The following is an 18,149-nucleotide window of genomic DNA, read 5'->3' as shown; positions in this document are numbered from 1 at the left end:
TTAATAAAAAAAGGGCTAATTAGCCCTTTTTTTGTAAGCTTATAAATACTAAGCTTTTAAGGCTTTATCTCCTCGGCCAATACCTACAGCACCAGATCGCACCACTTCGATAATATCAGTCTCATGACGCAAGGTATCTAAAAATGATTCGATTTTATCAATACTACTAACAAGCTGTAATGTATAACTATTACGGCCCATATCTAATATTGCACCTTGAAACACATCCACTACACGCGTTACCGCTGCGCGCTTTGTTTCATCTTGCGCAAATACTTTCACTAAAAGTAGTTCACGTTCAATATGCGCCATTTCTGTTAAGTCGATTATCTTGAGCACATCAACGAGCTTATTCACCTGTTTGGTGATCTGCTCGACAATTCTATCATCACCCATAGTCGTAATTGTTATACGGGATAATGAATGATCGTCAGTTGTGCCAACGGTTAAGCTATCTATATTATAGGCACGTTGCGAGAAAAGGCCGACAATACGTGATAGTGAACCAGGCTCATTTTCTAGTAAGATTGATAATATACGTCGCATTATGCTTTAACTCCTTTACGTAACCACATTTCATCTATAGCACCGAGCTTAATTTGCATTGGGTAGACATGTTCTTTTTCGTCAACACAGATATCTAAAAACACTAACTTGTCATTGATAGACATGGCTTTATCTATCGCAGGTTGTAACTCTTCGAGCGTATCGACACGAATACCTACATGCCCATAGCTTTCGGCCAGTTTGACAAAGTCGGGTAATGATTCCATGTAAGAAGACGAGTGTCTGCCGTTATACATCATATCTTGCCATTGACGAACCATGCCCAGTGAACGATTATTCAGCGATACAACTTTTACTGCTAGGTTATATTGTAAGCAGGTTGAGAGCTCTTGAATATTCATTTGAATTGAGCCATCACCCGTAACACAAATTGACTCTTTATCAGGAAATGCCAGTTTAACACCCATCGCCGCGGGTAGGCCAAAGCCCATAGTACCTAAGCCACCTGAGTTGATCCATTGTCTAGGGTGTTTGAATGGATAATACTGAGCCGCAAACATCTGATGCTGGCCAACATCAGAGCTAACATAGGCATCACCGTTCGTTGCTTTATAAATGGCTTCAATAACCGCTTGAGGCTTAATTTTATCACCTTCGGTACTATAGCTTAGGCACTTTTGCTCACGCCAGCTGATAATTTGTCGCCACCAATCTTCTTGTGCACTGCGATCGATATTTATAGGGCTTTTATCTATGGCGGTTTGTAATTGTTCAAGTACCGTGGCTAAGCAACCTACAACGGGTATATGTGCTTTAATTGTTTTAGAAATAGATGTAGGGTCAACATCTACATGCACAATGGTCGCGTTGGGGCAGAATTTTTTAACGTTATTTGTTACACGATCATCAAAACGCGCACCCAGCGCTAAAATTACATCGGCGTTGGCCATTGCTTTATTTGCTTCTAGGCTGCCGTGCATTCCTAACATACCAATAAAATTAGGGTGTACGCCCGAAATACCGCCAAGCCCCATTAATGTATTGGTGATAGGTGCATTTAAAGATTCAACTAAGTGAGTAAGCTGCTCTGAGGTGTTAGAGATAACAATACCGCCACCAGAATAGATTACTAATTTCTTAGCTTCTAAAATAGCAGTGACAGCTTTACGAATTTGCTTAGAATGGCCTTTGGTATTAGGGTTATAGGTACGAAGGTCAGTCGTTGCAGGGAATTTAAAATCATATTTAAGTGCAGGATTAAGCATATCCTTTGGCAGCTCGACGACAACCGGACCTGGACGCCCAGTACTGGCTATATAAAAGGCCTTTGCCATAATTGCTGGGATTTCTTCTGCACTACGACAGTTAAAGCTATGCTTTACAATAGGTCGTGAGCAGCCAACAATATCGGTCTCTTGGAAAGCATCATCACCAATTAAGCTCGTCGGCACTTGGCCAGATAAAACCACCATTGGGATTGAATCCATATAGGCGGTTGCGATACCTGTAATGCAATTTGTTGCGCCTGGACCTGAGGTTGCCAAAACGACGCCTACTTCGCCAGTAGCACGGGCATAACCATCGGCCATGTGTGTTGCTGCTTGTTCGTGACGGACTAAAATATGCTCTACTTCATCTTGTTGAAACAAGGCATCGTATAAATCAAGAACAGACCCACCAGGGTAGCCAAAGATATACTTTACCTTTAATTCTTTTAATGACTGAACAACTAGCTCAGATCCATTATATTGTTGTGTACTCATCCTCATTCCTCTGCGTGCCATCGACCCTTACTTAAAAGTAGCTAAGGTATTTAATTTAAAAGCATAAAAAAACCCCCGTTTGTGGCGGGGGTTTTTAAAAAGCGAATTCACTTTTCAATACATCCCCACTGGGCTTAAGACTAAGACCAGTACGAGTACGTTAAAAAGGCGAATTTGATATTTCATTATAAGTGTCTTTTAATTTATAAAGATTAGCGAAGCATGTACATAACACTTAACTAAATCATAACTTATTTTAATAGTTTATTTTTAAGTCTTTTAACACCTAATGTCAACAATTAAATTGTGTGATCTGCATTAATTTTTCTTTTTTCTCTGTTTTTGATTTTGTTTTTAATAAAATGCATTTCAAATCACTGAAAAAAAGCAGAAGTTATGCGTTTTGTGTTTTTGATTGTTGCTGCAGATGTTACTGTTATGTGTACGGTCTATTTTTTGTTATTATAAAAATTATTAAAAGCATGAATCAGGGTTCATTGTGAAATATATAAAGTTAAGTGCCACACTTGTTTTGTCATTGTTTACAGGCTTCGTTAATGCCAAAGCATACTCATCGAGCCCAACTGATATTGGTGTTGTTAATAAAGAACGCATTCTCTATTGGCTTGAAAAACGTAACGAATTGGTAGAGTCCTCAGATAAAAATGATGCCGTTACTGAGTTCATCGGTAAACCAACTCCTATTCATGCTGCCAAATATGTGAAAAAACATGCTGGACTAGTTGCGCAAACGAGATTTAAACAACAAGCATATAGTTCAGCACTTTTACCTACAGATACAAAAACAACCGTTAAAGTGTTGGCTATTTTAGTTGATTTTCCCGATTTACCTTATAACGATAATGGTTTAGAAATCAGTGATACAGCTATGTATTATAACGACTATGATGTGCAACATTATCAACAAATGCTGTTCTCCACATCCGGTTATGAAGGACCTAGCGGACAAACCTTAAATAGTGCGTATCAATACTACCAACAAGCATCAGGCAATAGTTTTAACTTTACAGGACAAGTTTATGGCTGGGTGCGGGCGGATAAAAACGCGAAGGCCTATGGTGAACGACAAGGCGATGATAAAGATATTGATGCACCTAGTTTAGTTAAAGAAGCCGTAGAAAAAGCAGTAACCCAATTTGATATAGATTTAAGCGAATATGATTTAACGGACTTAGATGATATTGATGGCGATGGGATAACCAATGAACCTAATGGAATTATCGATCATGTTATGATTTTCCACTCGAGTGTTGGTGAAGAAGTCGGTGGGGGTATATTAGGAACTGATGCTATATGGTCCCATAGATTCTATGTTTATAATGAACAATTTCAGCCAACAGATTTATCAAGCAGCCCCATTGATTTATTAGGTTACACCATTAACCCCATTGATGCGGGTATTGGCGTGGTTGTCCATGAGTTTGGTCACGATTTAGGTTTGCCAGATGAATACGACTTAACAAACACTGATATTGGCGAACCTGTTGCTGCTTGGTCAGTTATGTCAAGTGGTAGCTGGGCTGGCTCGCCACAAGGTTCAGAGCCAGTTATGTTCAGCCCTTATGCACTGGAATACTTGCAAAACCGCTATAGTGGAAACTGGCTCAATCAGCTCACGTTAGATTTAAGTGAAGTGAATGAGATGAATAACCACGTTATTAGTCATGCCAGTGGAACTGATACATTGTTGAACCAAGTTAAAGTTGTGCTACCTGCTACATTAAAAAGATTTAAGCATCCTGTAGAAGGAAAATTTCAATATTACTCCGGTAGAGGTAATAACCTAAATAATATAATGGAGCAGGGCATCACAATTCCTGCGACAGATAAGCAAACCTTACTCACTCTAAAAGCGCATTATAGTATTGAAAATGAATATGATTACGTTCAAGTTACTGTTAATGGGCAAGCAATAGCTTCTCAATACACTTCTGAGATAAATGCTTACTACCCAAGTGTGCAGCATTTTATTACAGGGGATTCATTATTTCACCCTGATGCACAACAGCCAAATAATTACCTGGAACATATTTTTGATCTTTCTAAATTTGCCGGGCAAAGCGTGGATCTTGCAATAAAGTATGTGACAGACAACCTTGTTGAATACTATGGTTTTGTCGTCGATGATATGAAAATAAGTCAAGATGCTAATGTAATCTGGCAAGATAACGCAGAACTGAAAAGCTCATTTATACTCAATGGTTTCAGCCGTATCGGTGAGTATATTTATGACACTCCAGAGCACTACTATTTACAGCTACGTAGTTACGAAGGCATTGATAGTGGTTTGCAAACAGAGCAATATTCACCGGGCTTAATATTATGGTTAGCAAATACTGGTTATGAAAATAATAATACCTCAGATCATGCAGGTGAGGGCTTAATTCTTGTGGTTGATGCTGATCAAAATGCAATCAAAAAAGGCACTACGCAAACACCGGCAACAACAAGTATTCAGGTACGTGATGCTGCATTTAGTTTGTACACACAGCGACAAGGTTTGGGCGATGAGCACTTAACAGCTATCAGTGAATTTAAAGATACATCTGATTATAGCTTTGCTGCGCAGCCCGAGTCGGGTGTAGCACTTAGCCCATTTGGTTTTAGTTTTTCTATAGTTGATCAAGCTACTGATAATTCACAAGTTGAATTTATCTTAAATTACAGTGCTCAAACTGGTATCACGTATTCAGTGAATGACTTAACGGTATCGTTTGAATCTAAGGGAATGGAGCTGAGCCCCACAGATAGCTTTCATTGGCAGTTAGGTGACGAGCAACAAAGTAATGAGCTTAATCCAAGCGTGACATTTTCAGACTATGGCAGCTATAACATCATTTTTTCACGCACTACTGAATTAGGTGAAACGACTCAAGAACAAGTTACTATTACACTAGTCCAGCCATTAGAACTCACAAGTCTTAACAGCGAGATCGATCAAGGCCTACTAACTGCAACGGCTGTTGTAGCTGGCGGTCAAGCACCATACAGCTATGCTTGGGATTACGGAGATGGAAACACAGCAACCACTAAATCAGTGTCTCATAACTATGGCTTGAGCGGTAATTACGCTTTATCTCTAAGTGTCATAGATAGCCAAGGTGAACATGTAACTTTAAATAAAAATATAGTAGCTGAGGTGCCATTAATCTCACAAGGAGAATACTCTGCAAATGATTTAACCGTTGTGTTTAACAGTGATACGCGCGGTGGTTACGGAGTTTATAGTTATTTATGGGATTTTGGTGACAGCGAAACAGCAGATACACCAAACCCAAGCCATACTTATCAGCAAGCTGGTAGTTATACGGTTACGCTAACTGTTACTGATGATACAAGCGCGCAAACAACTGAATTTACCTTATTGGTCACAGTACAAAAACAAGTTACAAGTTCAGGTTCAAGTGGCGGCTCATTAGGCTGGGTATTACTCGGTTTGCTAGGTGTGTGCTTAAGAAGAAAATAGCATGAAATTAGTAAGAAAAAAGCCAGTGAAAACTGGCTTTTTTATATTCAAAACGATGTTTTAAATTATAGACGATCAATCACAGCTTGAGTGAAGTCGGTTGTACCGTGGCTACCACCTAAATCACGTGTGGTACGGTCACCCGTTTTAATAACGTCAGCAACTGCGCTACGAATACGTTCAGCTGTATCAGCCATTTCTAAATGCTCAAGCATTTGGATAGATGCTAAAATAACTGATGTTGGGTTCGCAAGGTTTTTACCTGCGATATCTGGAGCACTGCCGTGTACAGCTTCAAAGATAGCGGCATCTTCACCAATGTTAGCACCAGGAGCCATTCCTAAACCGCCTACAAGACCCGCACATAAGTCAGATAAGATATCACCAAATAGGTTTGTAGTGACCATTACATCAAACTCTTCAGGGCTCATAACAAGTTTCATGCACGTTGCATCAACGATCATTTCAGTTGATTCAATCTCAGGGTAGCGCTCAGCAACTTCACGGGCTACTTTTAAGAATAAGCCTGAAGTTGATTTTAAGATATTTGCTTTATGTACCGCTGTTACTTTTTTACGGCCTTCACGTACTGCAAGCTCATAAGCAAATGTTAAGATCTTTTCTGCGCCTTCGCGCGTGATCATTGACATAGCTTGGGCTTCATTACCGTCTTCAGATACCACCTGACCTAAGCCTGAGTACATACCTTGGGTGTTTTCACGTACTGTTATGATATCAATGTCTTCGTAACGTGCTTTAGTACCAACAAATGATTTAACAGGGCGTACGTTAGCGTATAGACCAAACTGCTTGCGCAGTGTTACGTTAATTGAAGTAAAACCTTCACCAACAGGCGTTGTTAACGGGCCTTTAAGTGTGATTTTATTACGTGCAATAGTCTCAATTGTCTCTTGCGGTAATAACTCACCCGTTTTTTCTAACGCGGCTAGACCAGCATCAACGAATTCATAATCAAAATCGCATCCTGCGGCTTGTAAGATCTCAAGAGCTGAGTCAATAATACTTGGACCGATACCGTCGCCTTTGATCACTGTGATGGTTTGTTTAGCCATGAAGTTTTCCTATTAAAGTTAGAAATGCACATAAATAATTCGCAAAGAGCTATGCGATTGCTTGTTAGATTTATTTACATGAATGAATATGAAAATTTAAGCGGCTTTTATAACAATTTATTCAATAAATTTCCACTAAAATCCGCTAAAATAGGCAATATGTCTAATAATATGGTGGCATCAGACGCTAGATGACAAATTTAAGTCTGGCAAGTGCGCATAAAAATGCTGAGTGCTCTGCCATCCTAAACTCTCTAAGACACCATTAAGAGTTTGCTTTTGCCAACTACTAAGGGCTACTTGAGGTCGATAAACATTAAAAATTACGAGTTTTAACGTTACCCACAACTGGGATTCCACACTGAGCTTTTGTTTTTTACTCTGCTCAGCATCAAGTAAAGGTTGGGTCCATGGATTGTCACCAACTAAATTTAATAATGAAATTGATAATTGCTCACTATTATGACTTTCTACACCAAATAACCATGCCAGAGGGCGACTGATATCACTTTTGGGTTCTTCTTCACTGATGGTTTTACGGCTTAAAGCGTTACTACAGTGCTCGAATAAATAGGCGACATATGCATAAATCGGTAATGCAAGTTGTTCAAATTGAAAACTAGTATGTTTACTTACTAGCAATGCTAATACTTTAATAATTGCTTCTGTTCTAATTTGTATGTGTTGTTGCAACGGATGGTTTTGTATTTGTACAAGTTGCTGAAAAAGAACTCGCTGTATAATTGCTGGTGCATTATCGATTCCCACCATAGATAGGCAGTGGCGTAGATCTTTTCCTGCTAGGTGTTCTTTGTTGTAGGGTTTAACGGCTTCTCGTAAATTGCTTATGGTGTCAGTGTGATTATTTAACAGTTTTTCTAGTGCGCGATATGAATATTCTTTTTGGATTTTAAGCTGACTAATTAATAAAACAATTTGCTGGTGGGTATAGACAGACGTGTTTACAGGGGCTGCAAGGTGTTCATTAAACCAAACGCCGTAAATCAAACGTTTATCTTTCGTTGGGCGCTGCTTGTCTTGACAATTAATTTTACCAGAAATTGCATGCCAGCGAGCTCGTTTCTCATCGTTTAAGTTAACGATGAGTGTTTTATTATTAGTAGTTTTACCCACATAAATCAATTGCTGATCAGAAAATATAGCTATACTGCCTGGTAGGTAAGGGCCAATTTCACTAATCAGAGATTTTAATGCGTGCTGGGCAAAATTATTTGGTGTACGTACGTAAATATCTGCAACGGCTTTGTATAGACTTACATGGTCGTTTGCATCACGACAAGTAATGTTCATAGCAATAATGTTGGCCAGTGCGACAAGCGTGGTTGCACCATCATAAATCATGATTTTGGGCGTGCTCAATAAAGCTTGTTTATATTTATTCAATGGTGCCAATATACGAGCTATGTGTGGGGTGGTTACTTTTGCAGTCTGTAATAACTTTATGGCTAATTGGTGGCGCGCTTGCCACTGTTTTTTTTCCTGCAAATTGAGTGTTAGTTGTTTAGCTAATTTATTTGTTTGTACTTGAACGCATAGGTAATTAGTGAGACACACACAGATGAGTAGTTGAGATACGTGTGTGTTATAACTAAGGCTCTTACAAAAAGCGGCGATCAGAGTGCATTGAGTAACAACTAAATTCGTGGTGTAACCATAACTTTCAACATACAAACTTAGTTGCGCTTGTAGGGCGTTTGGGTTTGTTTTATAGAGCAGATAATATTGCTCAGCCAGCTGATTCAATAGTGGGTAAGCGTGAGGCCATTGCTCTTTATCATTATATAAACGTAATAATTGATGCGTTTTTTCATATAGGGAAATGAGTTGCTCAGAAGATGAATTTTGCATTAAGTTAATCAACCCTGGCGCATATAGGTTTCATAAGCACTTGGTCCCCATAAAATTAGCTCACCATTTTTAAATAGTAACCCAGTACACTCATCCATAGTGGTAATGCCGTCAGACTTTACATGCTGAGTGCGATAAAAAATAACTTGCCATACGTTATCGTCGGCGCGTTTTGCATAAGTTAGATCAGGGCTGCCTAAATCATCTAGTACATGATTTAAATTTGTCGGTTGTTCAATACTCAACTTTGCAATAAAACGTTTGTTAAATGCTTCTCTGTCTTGCCAAATCATAGCCTGAGGATCATCTTTATAAAAGGTAATCACTAAAGTGGCTATAAGTGCATAAACACCTAGGCCTAGTATGATGTAACGAAAAACCTTTTTAAACATTTTACTCTCTTAAAGTCTGACACATCTGCGCCACTACATTGATCGTATGAAGATAAGTTCTGTGATCAAGTATACGCCTAGCCGCTACTAACAGCTATGTTAATGCGATAAATTGAGTCTTAATTGCTTTAAACTAAAGCCTAAATGGATATCTGTTCGTAAGCTAACAAGTTGTTTTGATATAATAAACATTTCCATTCCTGTACTTAGCTTGTTACGAATAGCTGCAGAGAGAGTGTCATCATCGAGGGCTTGGGTAATATCTTGGTGTTTATTAATGATCTCCTGCGCACTTTTGCTGCCAATTCCTTTTACGCCAGGAATGTCATTGGTTTTATCGCCAGCAAGCGCCCAAAAGTCGACCAATCTGTGTTGCTCTACATTAAATCTAGCGAGGATGCTTTGTTGCTCTATGTAGTCTTTTTTAAAATAGTCATAAATATGAATCGTGCGACTTAATGCAGGCAAAAACCCCTTATCGGTTGAAACGATAGTGCTTGATACGCGGTGCTTTGCGGCTTTAAAAGCAAGTGTTGCAATTATATCATCGGCTTCATCATTTTCAGGGGTAAATACAACAATGCCGGTTTCCTCAATTGCTTTACTAAATTTGGTTAAATTATCTTTGAGTGTTTGGGGCATTGGTGAACGGCTATTTTTATATTGTGGGTAATAGTGATAACGCCAACTTCTATCACCATCGAATACCGCAATGGCGTGGGTTGCTTGCGACGAGCGAATGAGTTTTTGGCAAGCCTGTGCAACGCGTTGGCAGCAGGTCATAATCATTTGCTCTTCGCTACCTTTGTTTTGGTTACTATCAACTGCATAGATGCGCCTTATTAAATTTAGCGCATCTATTAAAAGTAATTGTCCGGACACATATAACCTTTTAAGCTTTTATTTCGTAACAAGGAATATATTTACTCCCTGGTAATTTCATTCGACCTTGCTCGACGAACGCTTGGAGTAATTTATCCATATCTTTCATTAATGCAGGTTCGCCACTGAGCACAAATCGACCATGGTTTTTAATTGCTTGAATACCTTCATCTTTAACATTCCCTGCCACGATACCAGAAAATGCGCGACGTAAATTAGCGGCTAAAATTTGTTTTGGCTGATTTAAATGCAAATCTAACCCTGCCATATTTTCGTGGGTTGGGGCAAAGGGTTGTTGAAAATCATTATCTATTTTTAAAGTCCAATTAAAGTAATAAGCATCACCTTGGCTTTTACGGTAATCGCGAACATTAGCCATAGCTGACTTTAGTTTGACACCCACTAATTGTGGGTCGTCGATGATTACTTCAAATTTCGTTAATGCTTCATGGCCTAATGTCAGCTCAATGAATTTACACAATTCAGTAAAATAACTTTCACTTTCTTTAGGACCAGTGAGAATAACCGGTAACGATTGTTTTTGGTTATCTGGGTGTAATAAAATACCTAATAAATAGAGCAGTTCCTCAGCAGTACCTGCACCCCCAGGGAAGATGATAATGGCGTGGGCTGTTCGGATGAATGCTTCTAAGCGTTTTTCTATATCGGGTAGTATCACTAACTCGTTAACAATAGGGTTAGGTGGCTCAGCAGCGATAATGCTTGGCTCTGTTAACCCTAAATATCGGTTATTTGTATTACGTTGTTTTGCATGACCAATTGTTGCCCCTTTCATAGGGCCTTTCATCGCACCGGGACCGCAGCCGGTACATATATTTAAACCTCGTAAACCTAACTCGTATCCGACCTGCTTAGTGTATTTGTATTCAACTTCGTTAATCGAGTGACCACCCCAACACACAATCATACTCGGTTCGCTATTAACCCTTAATGCCCCCGCATTACGTAGCATGTCAAACACCATATGGGTAATGGTTTTTTGCTCGGTAAGATCTTTTTCATATTTTTGACAGATAAAGAGAATATCGCGAATAACAGAAAAAATGTGCTCATGAATACCGGCAATAATTTCGCCATCAACAAATGCTGTGGCAGGCGGGTTTTCTAGTTCAATTTTAATACCGCGTTCACGACTTAGCAAACGGATATCAAAGTCTTCGTATTTGTTATAAATTTCTAGGCTTGAATCAGTATGACTGCCAACATTTAAAACGGCCAAGGCGCAATTTCTAAAAAGCTTGTAACGCTCACTGGCTGAGGATTGCTCTAATAAATCAACTTCTAATTGCGACAGTAAATCTAACACACCTGTCGGGTTTAACTGTATTAACATAGGCAAATTCCTTGCTGTAACTGCTTGGTTAAGTCGTTGTTATTTATTAATACATAACCTATCACGACCTGTTTTCTTTGCTTTGTAAAGCGCATCATCGGCACGGTCAAAAGCCCCTAAAGGAGTGTCGCCTTTTTTAAATTGGGTCGCACCGATTGAAATAGTTATTTCAACATTTTTACTTTTAAATTTAAAGGGGATACCTTTTACCGCTTTACGCAGTTTCTCAAGCGGCGCACTCGCGTGCTCAAGTGACATTCCTGGCATAAGTAATACAAATTCCTCACCGCCGTATCGCGCAATAAAATCTGATTTGCGTATCGACATCTGTAATGCTTTGGCGATGACTTGCAGTGTTTTATCTCCGGCGCTATGGCCATATCGATCATTTATTGATTTAAAGTGATCAACATCAATCACAACCAAAGTCACATCAAATTCTTGCACCGCAAATAAATGAAACTCGTGGTTAAATCGTTCATCAAATGCAGCTCGATTAGGCAGCTTTGTTAAGCCATCGAGCAGGCTTTTGAAACGTTGTTCGTGTAGGCGTTTTTTGTATTTTGATAGTTTGCCTTCTAAATTACCTACGCGTTGATTTATATCGTTAAAGCTTTTTATTAACGCTTGTCTGTCTTCTTGCTCTAAGCGCTCTTTTTCAATTAAATCTTTGCTAAGTGATTTTAATTCATTATCAACTAACGCTTTTAAGGAGGAAATTGATGTTGCATCTTGTGTTTGCGTCGTCAGGTTATTAATTTTATTCTCAATGCGTTTATTAAGCGCATCAAATTCTGCCCCCATGGATTCAGAGTGCTTACTCGTTGCAACAATGGAATGATGTAATTCTTCAAGGGTTTGATTTAATGAAACCAAAAAGCTTTGAGCTGACTGACGCTCTTTACTGATATTGCTAGCAATAATGCGAATAATCTCAATGGCTGCATTAAGTAAGTCATCAATTGAGTCTGTTACTGAGATTCTGTTTTTAATGGCTTTTACTTGATCTGCGGCTTCATCTTCAAACACTAAGTCATTAGCAAGGGTTAATAACTCTTTTGCTAAGCCTGGTTGGCTTGTGCCAAGCTGATCCTTACATAAAGTGAGCTTTACATTGAGTGCTTGATGATAAATTGCAACAAGTTGATTTAAAATAGGGATAAAGTCGTTGGTTGCTTGAACATTATTTAATTCATGATCTAGCAGGTGGCGCAAAGTTCTTCGGGTAGCGTCAGGTAAACCCTTAGTTTTTTGTAATAGTTTCCCTGCATCTAATACGCTGTTATGTAACTCTCGCTGTTGCGTTGTTTGTTGCACTTCTTGGGTTTTTAATAGAGCTAAAATTTCATCAATTAGGGGGGCGAAATTTTCAAAGTCGACACCTTTTGAAAGTGCACTTCTAAATTTAGCTAAGCGGTTATCAAGTTCAATATCCATCCCTTTACAGCTTAGAGAAAGCTTAGCTGTTAAGTTTGATAACGTATCCACCTGATGCTTTCGCGCGTTTTCAAGTACCATACGTGTATCAATGGCTTGTTTTAGTTTTTTATTTAAAACATCGAGCTTTTCTGACACTAAAGTTACCGCCATTGATTAAATCGTCTATATCATTAAGTTTACAACAAAATTGGCACAAATGTAGTTATCAAGTCAAAAACTTAGCATTTGATGTTGATTTTTATTCATCGACCTTACAAGACCTGAGTTTTGTCGCTTTTAATTCACATTTTTTTCTATCGTTGTTAATCTCAGCAGTAATAAATTATAAATATTAAGAGTTTTTATGAAAAAGTTTTTAGCTTTGTCAGTAGCTGCAGTCTTGTCACATTCAGCCATTGCTGATGTAAATTATTCATTAGCGATTACTGAGCCCGAGCACCATCTAGGTAATGTCAGTGTTGAATTCCCACAAACTGCTCAAGCCCATTTAGACGTAAAGCTACCAGCATGGCGAACTGGACGTTATGAAATTTTAAATCTAGCGAATGGCGTGCGTTATTTTTCAGCGAAAGATGATGATGGCAAAGCACTTAACTGGGAAAAAATTAATGCCAGCACATGGCGTGTCCATTTAAACGATCCAACAAGCGTGAATATCGATTACCAAGTCTATGCTAATGAGTTAGGTAAGCGCGCTCGCCATATTGATGATAGCCATGCATTCATTGATGCGTCAGGCTTTTTTATGTTCAGCGAATCATTTCGCCAAGAGCCTGTTAGCGTAAAGGTTGCAGTGCCTGATGATTGGCGCTCGGTGTCAGGTATGGAAAACAATGGTTCAAAGCATAGTTTTAAAGCCGCTGATTACGATGTTCTAGTCGATTCGCCAATCGAAACAGGTATTAACCAATTTCATAAATTTGAGGTAGATGGCCGAGATTACGAGTTAGTTATTTGGGGCGAGGGTAATTATGATGTTGACCTTATGCTTAAAGACTTAAAAAAGCTCGTTACTACAGGCAACGTAATTTGGGATGACTACCCGTATGAGCGTTATGTATTTATGGTACATGCTACATCGGGTGCTGGTGGTGCAACTGAGCACTTAAACTCGACAATTATTCAGCGCCCGCGTAATCGTTTTGGCTCACGCGAAGATTACCTTGCATTTATTTCAACAGCAGCTCATGAGTTTATTCATACCTGGAATGTTAAAGCCTATCGACCAGAAGGGTTGGTACCTTATGATTACACGAATATGAACTTTGATAAATTACTCTGGATTGCAGAAGGCTCTACCAGTTATTTTGAAGATCATTTAATGGTTCGTGCGGGTATTTCAACCACCGATGAGTTTTTTAAAACCTTAACCAAAACCGTTAACCGTCATTTACAAACACCAGGACGAGAAGTACAAAGTGCCACTGAAACGAGTTTTGATAAGTGGATCAATCAAGGTGGTGACCATGCGCGTAATTACAGCACCAATATTTATTTAGAAGGCGCGTTAATTTCTATGGCGCTTGATATAGATTTACTCGATCAAAGCAACGGTCAACAAAGTTACCGAGATGTTCATCGTGCCCTGTATAAAGATTATAAAATGCCACATGGTTTCACCGCAGCGAATGTTAAAGCTATCTTAAAAGACTTAACTGGGCGGGACTATAGCGATTGGTGGGCAACGAATGTGGATAGCCCTGCAGCGATAGATTTTGATGCGCTGTTAGCAAAAGTAGGGTTAGAGCTTGCTCGTCCTGAAGGTGCAAAGTCTGTGGCAAGTTTTGACAGCTTTGCTAAAAATACTGGTGAGCTACTTACCCTTACTCATGTTCTTCGTGGTGGCGCAGCATGGCAGGCTGGTTTGACTACCGATGATAAAATCGTTGCTATCAATAAAAAGCATGTTGGAAAAGACTTAAAAGCATCGTTAGAGACATTCAAAGCCGGTGACAAAGTAACGATTGATTACATTCGTCGTGATGAACTACACAGTACGACATTAGTGCTCAGTGAAGACTTTGATAAAGCTAAAAAGGTAGTGGCGCTTAAAAATGCCAATGAGCAGCAAATGGCATTATTTAAAGCATGGATGGGTGTTGAACACCCAAAGCTCGCTAAAAAATAAATACTATTTAGTGACTCTAGGTTATGAGTAAAAAGGAGCTACGGCTCCTTTTTTACTTTTAGGGGTGTGAAAAGTGCGTTTCGTCTTTTTAATAAATGCAGCCGTAGCAAAGTGATTGTTTATAGCACTGGTTAATTGCTGATTTTTGCGTGCGAAAAATGATTTTTTAACACCGGCCGCACTACGTGCTTTAATATCACTAACTTGTTCACAGTTTTGAGCAAACGGATAAGGCATTAACGAATAGCCCGCTACTTTAGTTTCCCATATATATTGTAAGTCACAATCAACAGGGCGGCCAAATTTTTCAGTCGCTGCTAGTAATTGTTTGGCTCCGCCAAAACTTATTGCAGTAGCGCAACAGCCAGTCATCAACTTTTTATGGATCACTAAGTGTTGGTGATGCTGTAAAGGAACTTGGTAGGCAATAGAGCGGCTTCTGTTTTGATAAGCAGATAATTTTATCAACTGCCAATCTATTGTTGCTTGTTCAATATTTTTGATTGTATGGGTGAGATCATTTTTTAAGATAAAATCATCTTCAAGCACAATAGCGTAATCAAGCTGCCTATCAACAATAGTTTGCCACGCTTTACGATGACTTAAATAACAGCCGATTTGCCCAGCACTGAGCGGGTAGTGATATTTTTTCTTATTGAGGCTAGGACTGTAATTAATTTCTCTTTGTGCTGGCGTAAGCGTTGCCCCATCAATTGCATCTATACACTCAAAACTTAGCCCATGTGCGGCTAATTGTCGCTGGCTGTTTGCTAATCGCTCAGGTGAACGTTCAAGGTTGATCACAAAAATAGTAGGCATCGTTGGCTGCTTTTTTCTTAATAATTATTCAAATTTTAGCTATTAATGATGACAATTTGATTGCAGCATTTGCTGTTAAGTTAAAAGTTCAGCATGTGCAAAGTGTTTATACATTTTGTTACACTATAACGCCTTCTTTGGTCGCAGAAATATTGACCCTCCTAACTATTCACGCGTAACCTAATTTATAAATAACAAAAAGGATGAAATTTCATGCGTTTAAAACCTTTTATTGCACTGTGTGCTTTGGCATTTACAGGTACTTCATTTGCTGATGAGGGCATGTGGCAGCCACATCAATTACCAGAGCTTGAATCTGTATTAAAAGCGAAAGGTCTCGAGATTGATGCAAAATCAATCTCAAAATTAACTGAGTTCCCAATGAATGCGGTGATCAGCCTTGGTGGCTGTACTGCATCGTTTGTATCACCTAAAGGCTTAGTGGTAACTAACCATCACTGTGCTTATGGTTCGATTCAATACAATTCAACACCAGAGAATAATATTCTAGAAAAGGGCTTTTTAGCTAAAAAAGCCTCAGATGATTTACCCGCAGCCCCAGGCTCTCGTGTTTATGTAACAGAAACCGTAACAAACGTGACTGACAAAGTGATTAAAGGCACTGAAAAGCTTAGCGCTAAAGCACGTTACGACGCTCTTGAAAAAAATGAAAAACAACTTGTTGCTGAGTGTGAAGCAGATGACAACTACCGTTGTAATGTGTATTCATTTCATGGTGGTTTAGAGTTTTACTTAATAAAATCACTCGAAATTAAAGATGTTCGTTTAGCCTATACACCAGCGATGGGCGTAGGTAAATACGGTGGTGATATAGATAACTGGATGTGGCCACGCCACACTGGGGATTTTGCCTTTTATCGTGCTTATGTTGGTAAAGATGGTAAACCGGCTGAGTACAGCGAAGATAACGTACCTTACGTACCAGACTCTTATTTGAGTGTGAGTGCTAAAGGTGTTCAAGAAGGCGACTTTGTCATGGTTACGGGTTACCCAGGACGTACAAACCGTTATCGCATTGCCGCAGAGGTTGATTACGTATTTAATACTAGTTACCCAAAAGCGCGTACTCACAATAGTAAATATGTATCGTTAATTGAAGAAAACTCTGAAGATGGCAGTAAAGCCCGCATTGCTTATGAAAGCACTATTGCAGGCTATAACAATTACATTAAAAACTACGGCTCAATGATCGAAAGCTTTAATAAAGGCACTATGTATGAGCGTAAAAAGCAGTTTGAACAAGACTTAACAAACTGGATCAATAACGATCGTAAACTGAAGAAGCAATACGGCAGCGTATTGGTTGAACTTTCGTCATTAGTTGAGCAGTCACAAGAGCATAACGAACGCGATCGCATGTTAGGCTATGTACATCGCTCACAAATGATCAGTACGGCTCGTCGTTTATACCGTTTAGCGTATGAAAAGCAAAAACCAAATAGTGAGCGTGAGTCGGGTTTTCAAGAGCGTGATATGCCAAGGCTTGAAGCTGGCTTAAAACGCATGACGCGTCGCTTTGACGAGAGTGTTGATAAAGCAATCTTACTGCACTTTTTAGAGCTTTATGCCGCACTACCTAAGCAAGAGCGCTTCGCTCAGGTTGATAAAGCGTTTAAATTAGAAAATGGTTTTGATAAAGCAAAGCACGCTGCATTACTGGATAACATGTATGCTCAATCATCACTTAATGATGAAGACACACGTTTAAAATTGGCTGAGCAATCATTTTCGCAAATTAAGACAAGTAATGATCCGTTTATTCAATATGCTGATGCAATCTTCAATGTAATGAAAGCACAAGAAGATAAAGACAAAGCACTCGCTGGTAAACTACAAGCTGCACGTCCACAATTGATGGCCGCCATTATTGCTTATAATAAAGCACAAAATAAGCCTGTGTACGCAGATGCAAACAGCACGCTTCGTGTAACGTATGGTACGGTAGGAGGTTACTCTCCACAGGATGGATTAGTAGCAACTCCATTTACTTCACTTGAAGGCTTACTTGCTAAAAACACCAATGTTGAACCTTTTAATGCGCCTGAGGATTTGCAAAAGCAGATCAAAGCTAAATTATATGGTGACTACACTGGTGGCATGAATACAGTGCCGGTTAACTTTTTATCAAATGTTGATACTACCGGTGGTAACTCAGGCTCGCCAACGCTTAATGGCAACGCAGAGCTGGTAGGTTTACTGTTTGACGGTGTATACGAGAGTATCATTGGTGATTGGGATTACAATCCTGCACTTAACCGTTCAATCCACGTTGATTCTCGCTATATGCTATGGGTCATGGACAAAGTTGATAACGCACAAAACTTATTAGACGAAATGAAAATCGTAAAATAAGTAATAGAAAAAATAATCAGAGGGCGCTTACCTTAACTGGAAGCGCCTTTTTTGGTTCTTAC

Annotated in this window: 12 protein-coding genes; 3 read left to right on the top strand and 9 right to left on the bottom strand. The window is 39.2% G+C overall.

Going from position 1 to position 18,149, the window contains the following annotated elements:
- Positions 1–48 precede the first annotated feature (48 nt).
- Complete coding sequence (gene ilvN, locus AAEU30_RS12335) at positions 49–546, bottom strand: acetolactate synthase small subunit (RefSeq protein ID WP_087531526.1); 498 nt, start codon at positions 544–546, stop codon at positions 49–51.
- Complete coding sequence (locus AAEU30_RS12330; RefSeq protein WP_421960757.1) at positions 546–2,270, bottom strand: acetolactate synthase 3 large subunit; 1,725 nt, start codon at positions 2,268–2,270, stop codon at positions 546–548. The genes ilvN and AAEU30_RS12330 overlap by 1 nt, the downstream gene beginning before the upstream one ends.
- Before the next feature lie 508 nt (positions 2,271–2,778).
- On the opposite strand from AAEU30_RS12330, the gene AAEU30_RS12325 reads away from it, so the two are divergent.
- Positions 2,779–5,757, top strand: a complete 2,979-nt coding sequence (locus AAEU30_RS12325) for an immune inhibitor A domain-containing protein (protein ID WP_498049585.1) — start codon at positions 2,779–2,781, stop codon at positions 5,755–5,757.
- Between the two features lie 65 nt (positions 5,758–5,822).
- Here the strand turns inward: AAEU30_RS12325 and AAEU30_RS12320 are convergent, their stop codons facing one another.
- From AAEU30_RS12320 to AAEU30_RS12295, 6 genes are all read right to left on the bottom strand, one after another.
- Complete coding sequence (locus tag AAEU30_RS12320) at positions 5,823–6,830, bottom strand: isocitrate dehydrogenase (RefSeq protein WP_421960755.1); 1,008 nt, start codon at positions 6,828–6,830, stop codon at positions 5,823–5,825.
- A gap of 180 nt (positions 6,831–7,010) precedes the next feature.
- Complete coding sequence (locus AAEU30_RS12315; protein ID WP_421960754.1) at positions 7,011–8,699, bottom strand: hypothetical protein; 1,689 nt, start codon at positions 8,697–8,699, stop codon at positions 7,011–7,013.
- Positions 8,700–8,707: 8 nt separating this feature from the next.
- Complete coding sequence (locus AAEU30_RS12310) at positions 8,708–9,091, bottom strand: DUF3192 domain-containing protein (protein WP_421960753.1); 384 nt, start codon at positions 9,089–9,091, stop codon at positions 8,708–8,710.
- A 99-nt stretch (positions 9,092–9,190) separates the two neighbouring features.
- Positions 9,191–9,973 (bottom strand): flap endonuclease Xni, encoded by a 783-nt coding sequence (gene xni, locus AAEU30_RS12305; RefSeq protein WP_421960752.1) that lies wholly within the window; start codon positions 9,971–9,973, stop codon positions 9,191–9,193.
- A 10-nt stretch (positions 9,974–9,983) separates the two neighbouring features.
- Positions 9,984–11,327, bottom strand: coding sequence for a nucleotide 5'-monophosphate nucleosidase PpnN (ppnN, locus tag AAEU30_RS12300; RefSeq protein WP_421960751.1), 1,344 nt, complete (start codon positions 11,325–11,327; stop codon positions 9,984–9,986).
- Positions 11,328–11,366: 39 nt separating this feature from the next.
- Positions 11,367–12,917, bottom strand: coding sequence for a diguanylate cyclase (locus AAEU30_RS12295; protein WP_421960750.1), 1,551 nt, complete (start codon positions 12,915–12,917; stop codon positions 11,367–11,369).
- Between the two features lie 193 nt (positions 12,918–13,110).
- Here AAEU30_RS12295 and AAEU30_RS12290 point away from each other — a divergent pair, with 193 nt between their 5' ends.
- Positions 13,111–14,895, top strand: a complete 1,785-nt coding sequence (locus tag AAEU30_RS12290; RefSeq protein ID WP_421960749.1) for a M61 family metallopeptidase — start codon at positions 13,111–13,113, stop codon at positions 14,893–14,895.
- 21 nt (positions 14,896–14,916) lie between these two features.
- Here AAEU30_RS12290 and AAEU30_RS12285 read toward each other — a convergent pair whose 3' ends face one another.
- Positions 14,917–15,714, bottom strand: a complete 798-nt coding sequence (locus tag AAEU30_RS12285) for a glycosyltransferase family 25 protein (protein WP_421960748.1) — start codon at positions 15,712–15,714, stop codon at positions 14,917–14,919.
- A gap of 213 nt (positions 15,715–15,927) precedes the next feature.
- Between AAEU30_RS12285 and AAEU30_RS12280 the strand changes: the two genes are divergently transcribed.
- On the top strand, positions 15,928–18,087 hold the full coding sequence (locus AAEU30_RS12280; RefSeq protein WP_421960747.1) for a S46 family peptidase: 2,160 nt from the start codon (positions 15,928–15,930) through the stop codon (positions 18,085–18,087).
- Positions 18,088–18,149: the final 62 nt, after the last annotated feature.

The sequence above is a fragment of the Pseudoalteromonas mucoides genome (assembly GCF_049257175.1).
GTDB lineage: Bacteria > Pseudomonadota > Gammaproteobacteria > Enterobacterales > Alteromonadaceae > Pseudoalteromonas.
Note: the sequence above shows the minus strand (reverse complement) of the source record. Positions and strands in the feature narration are given on the sequence as shown.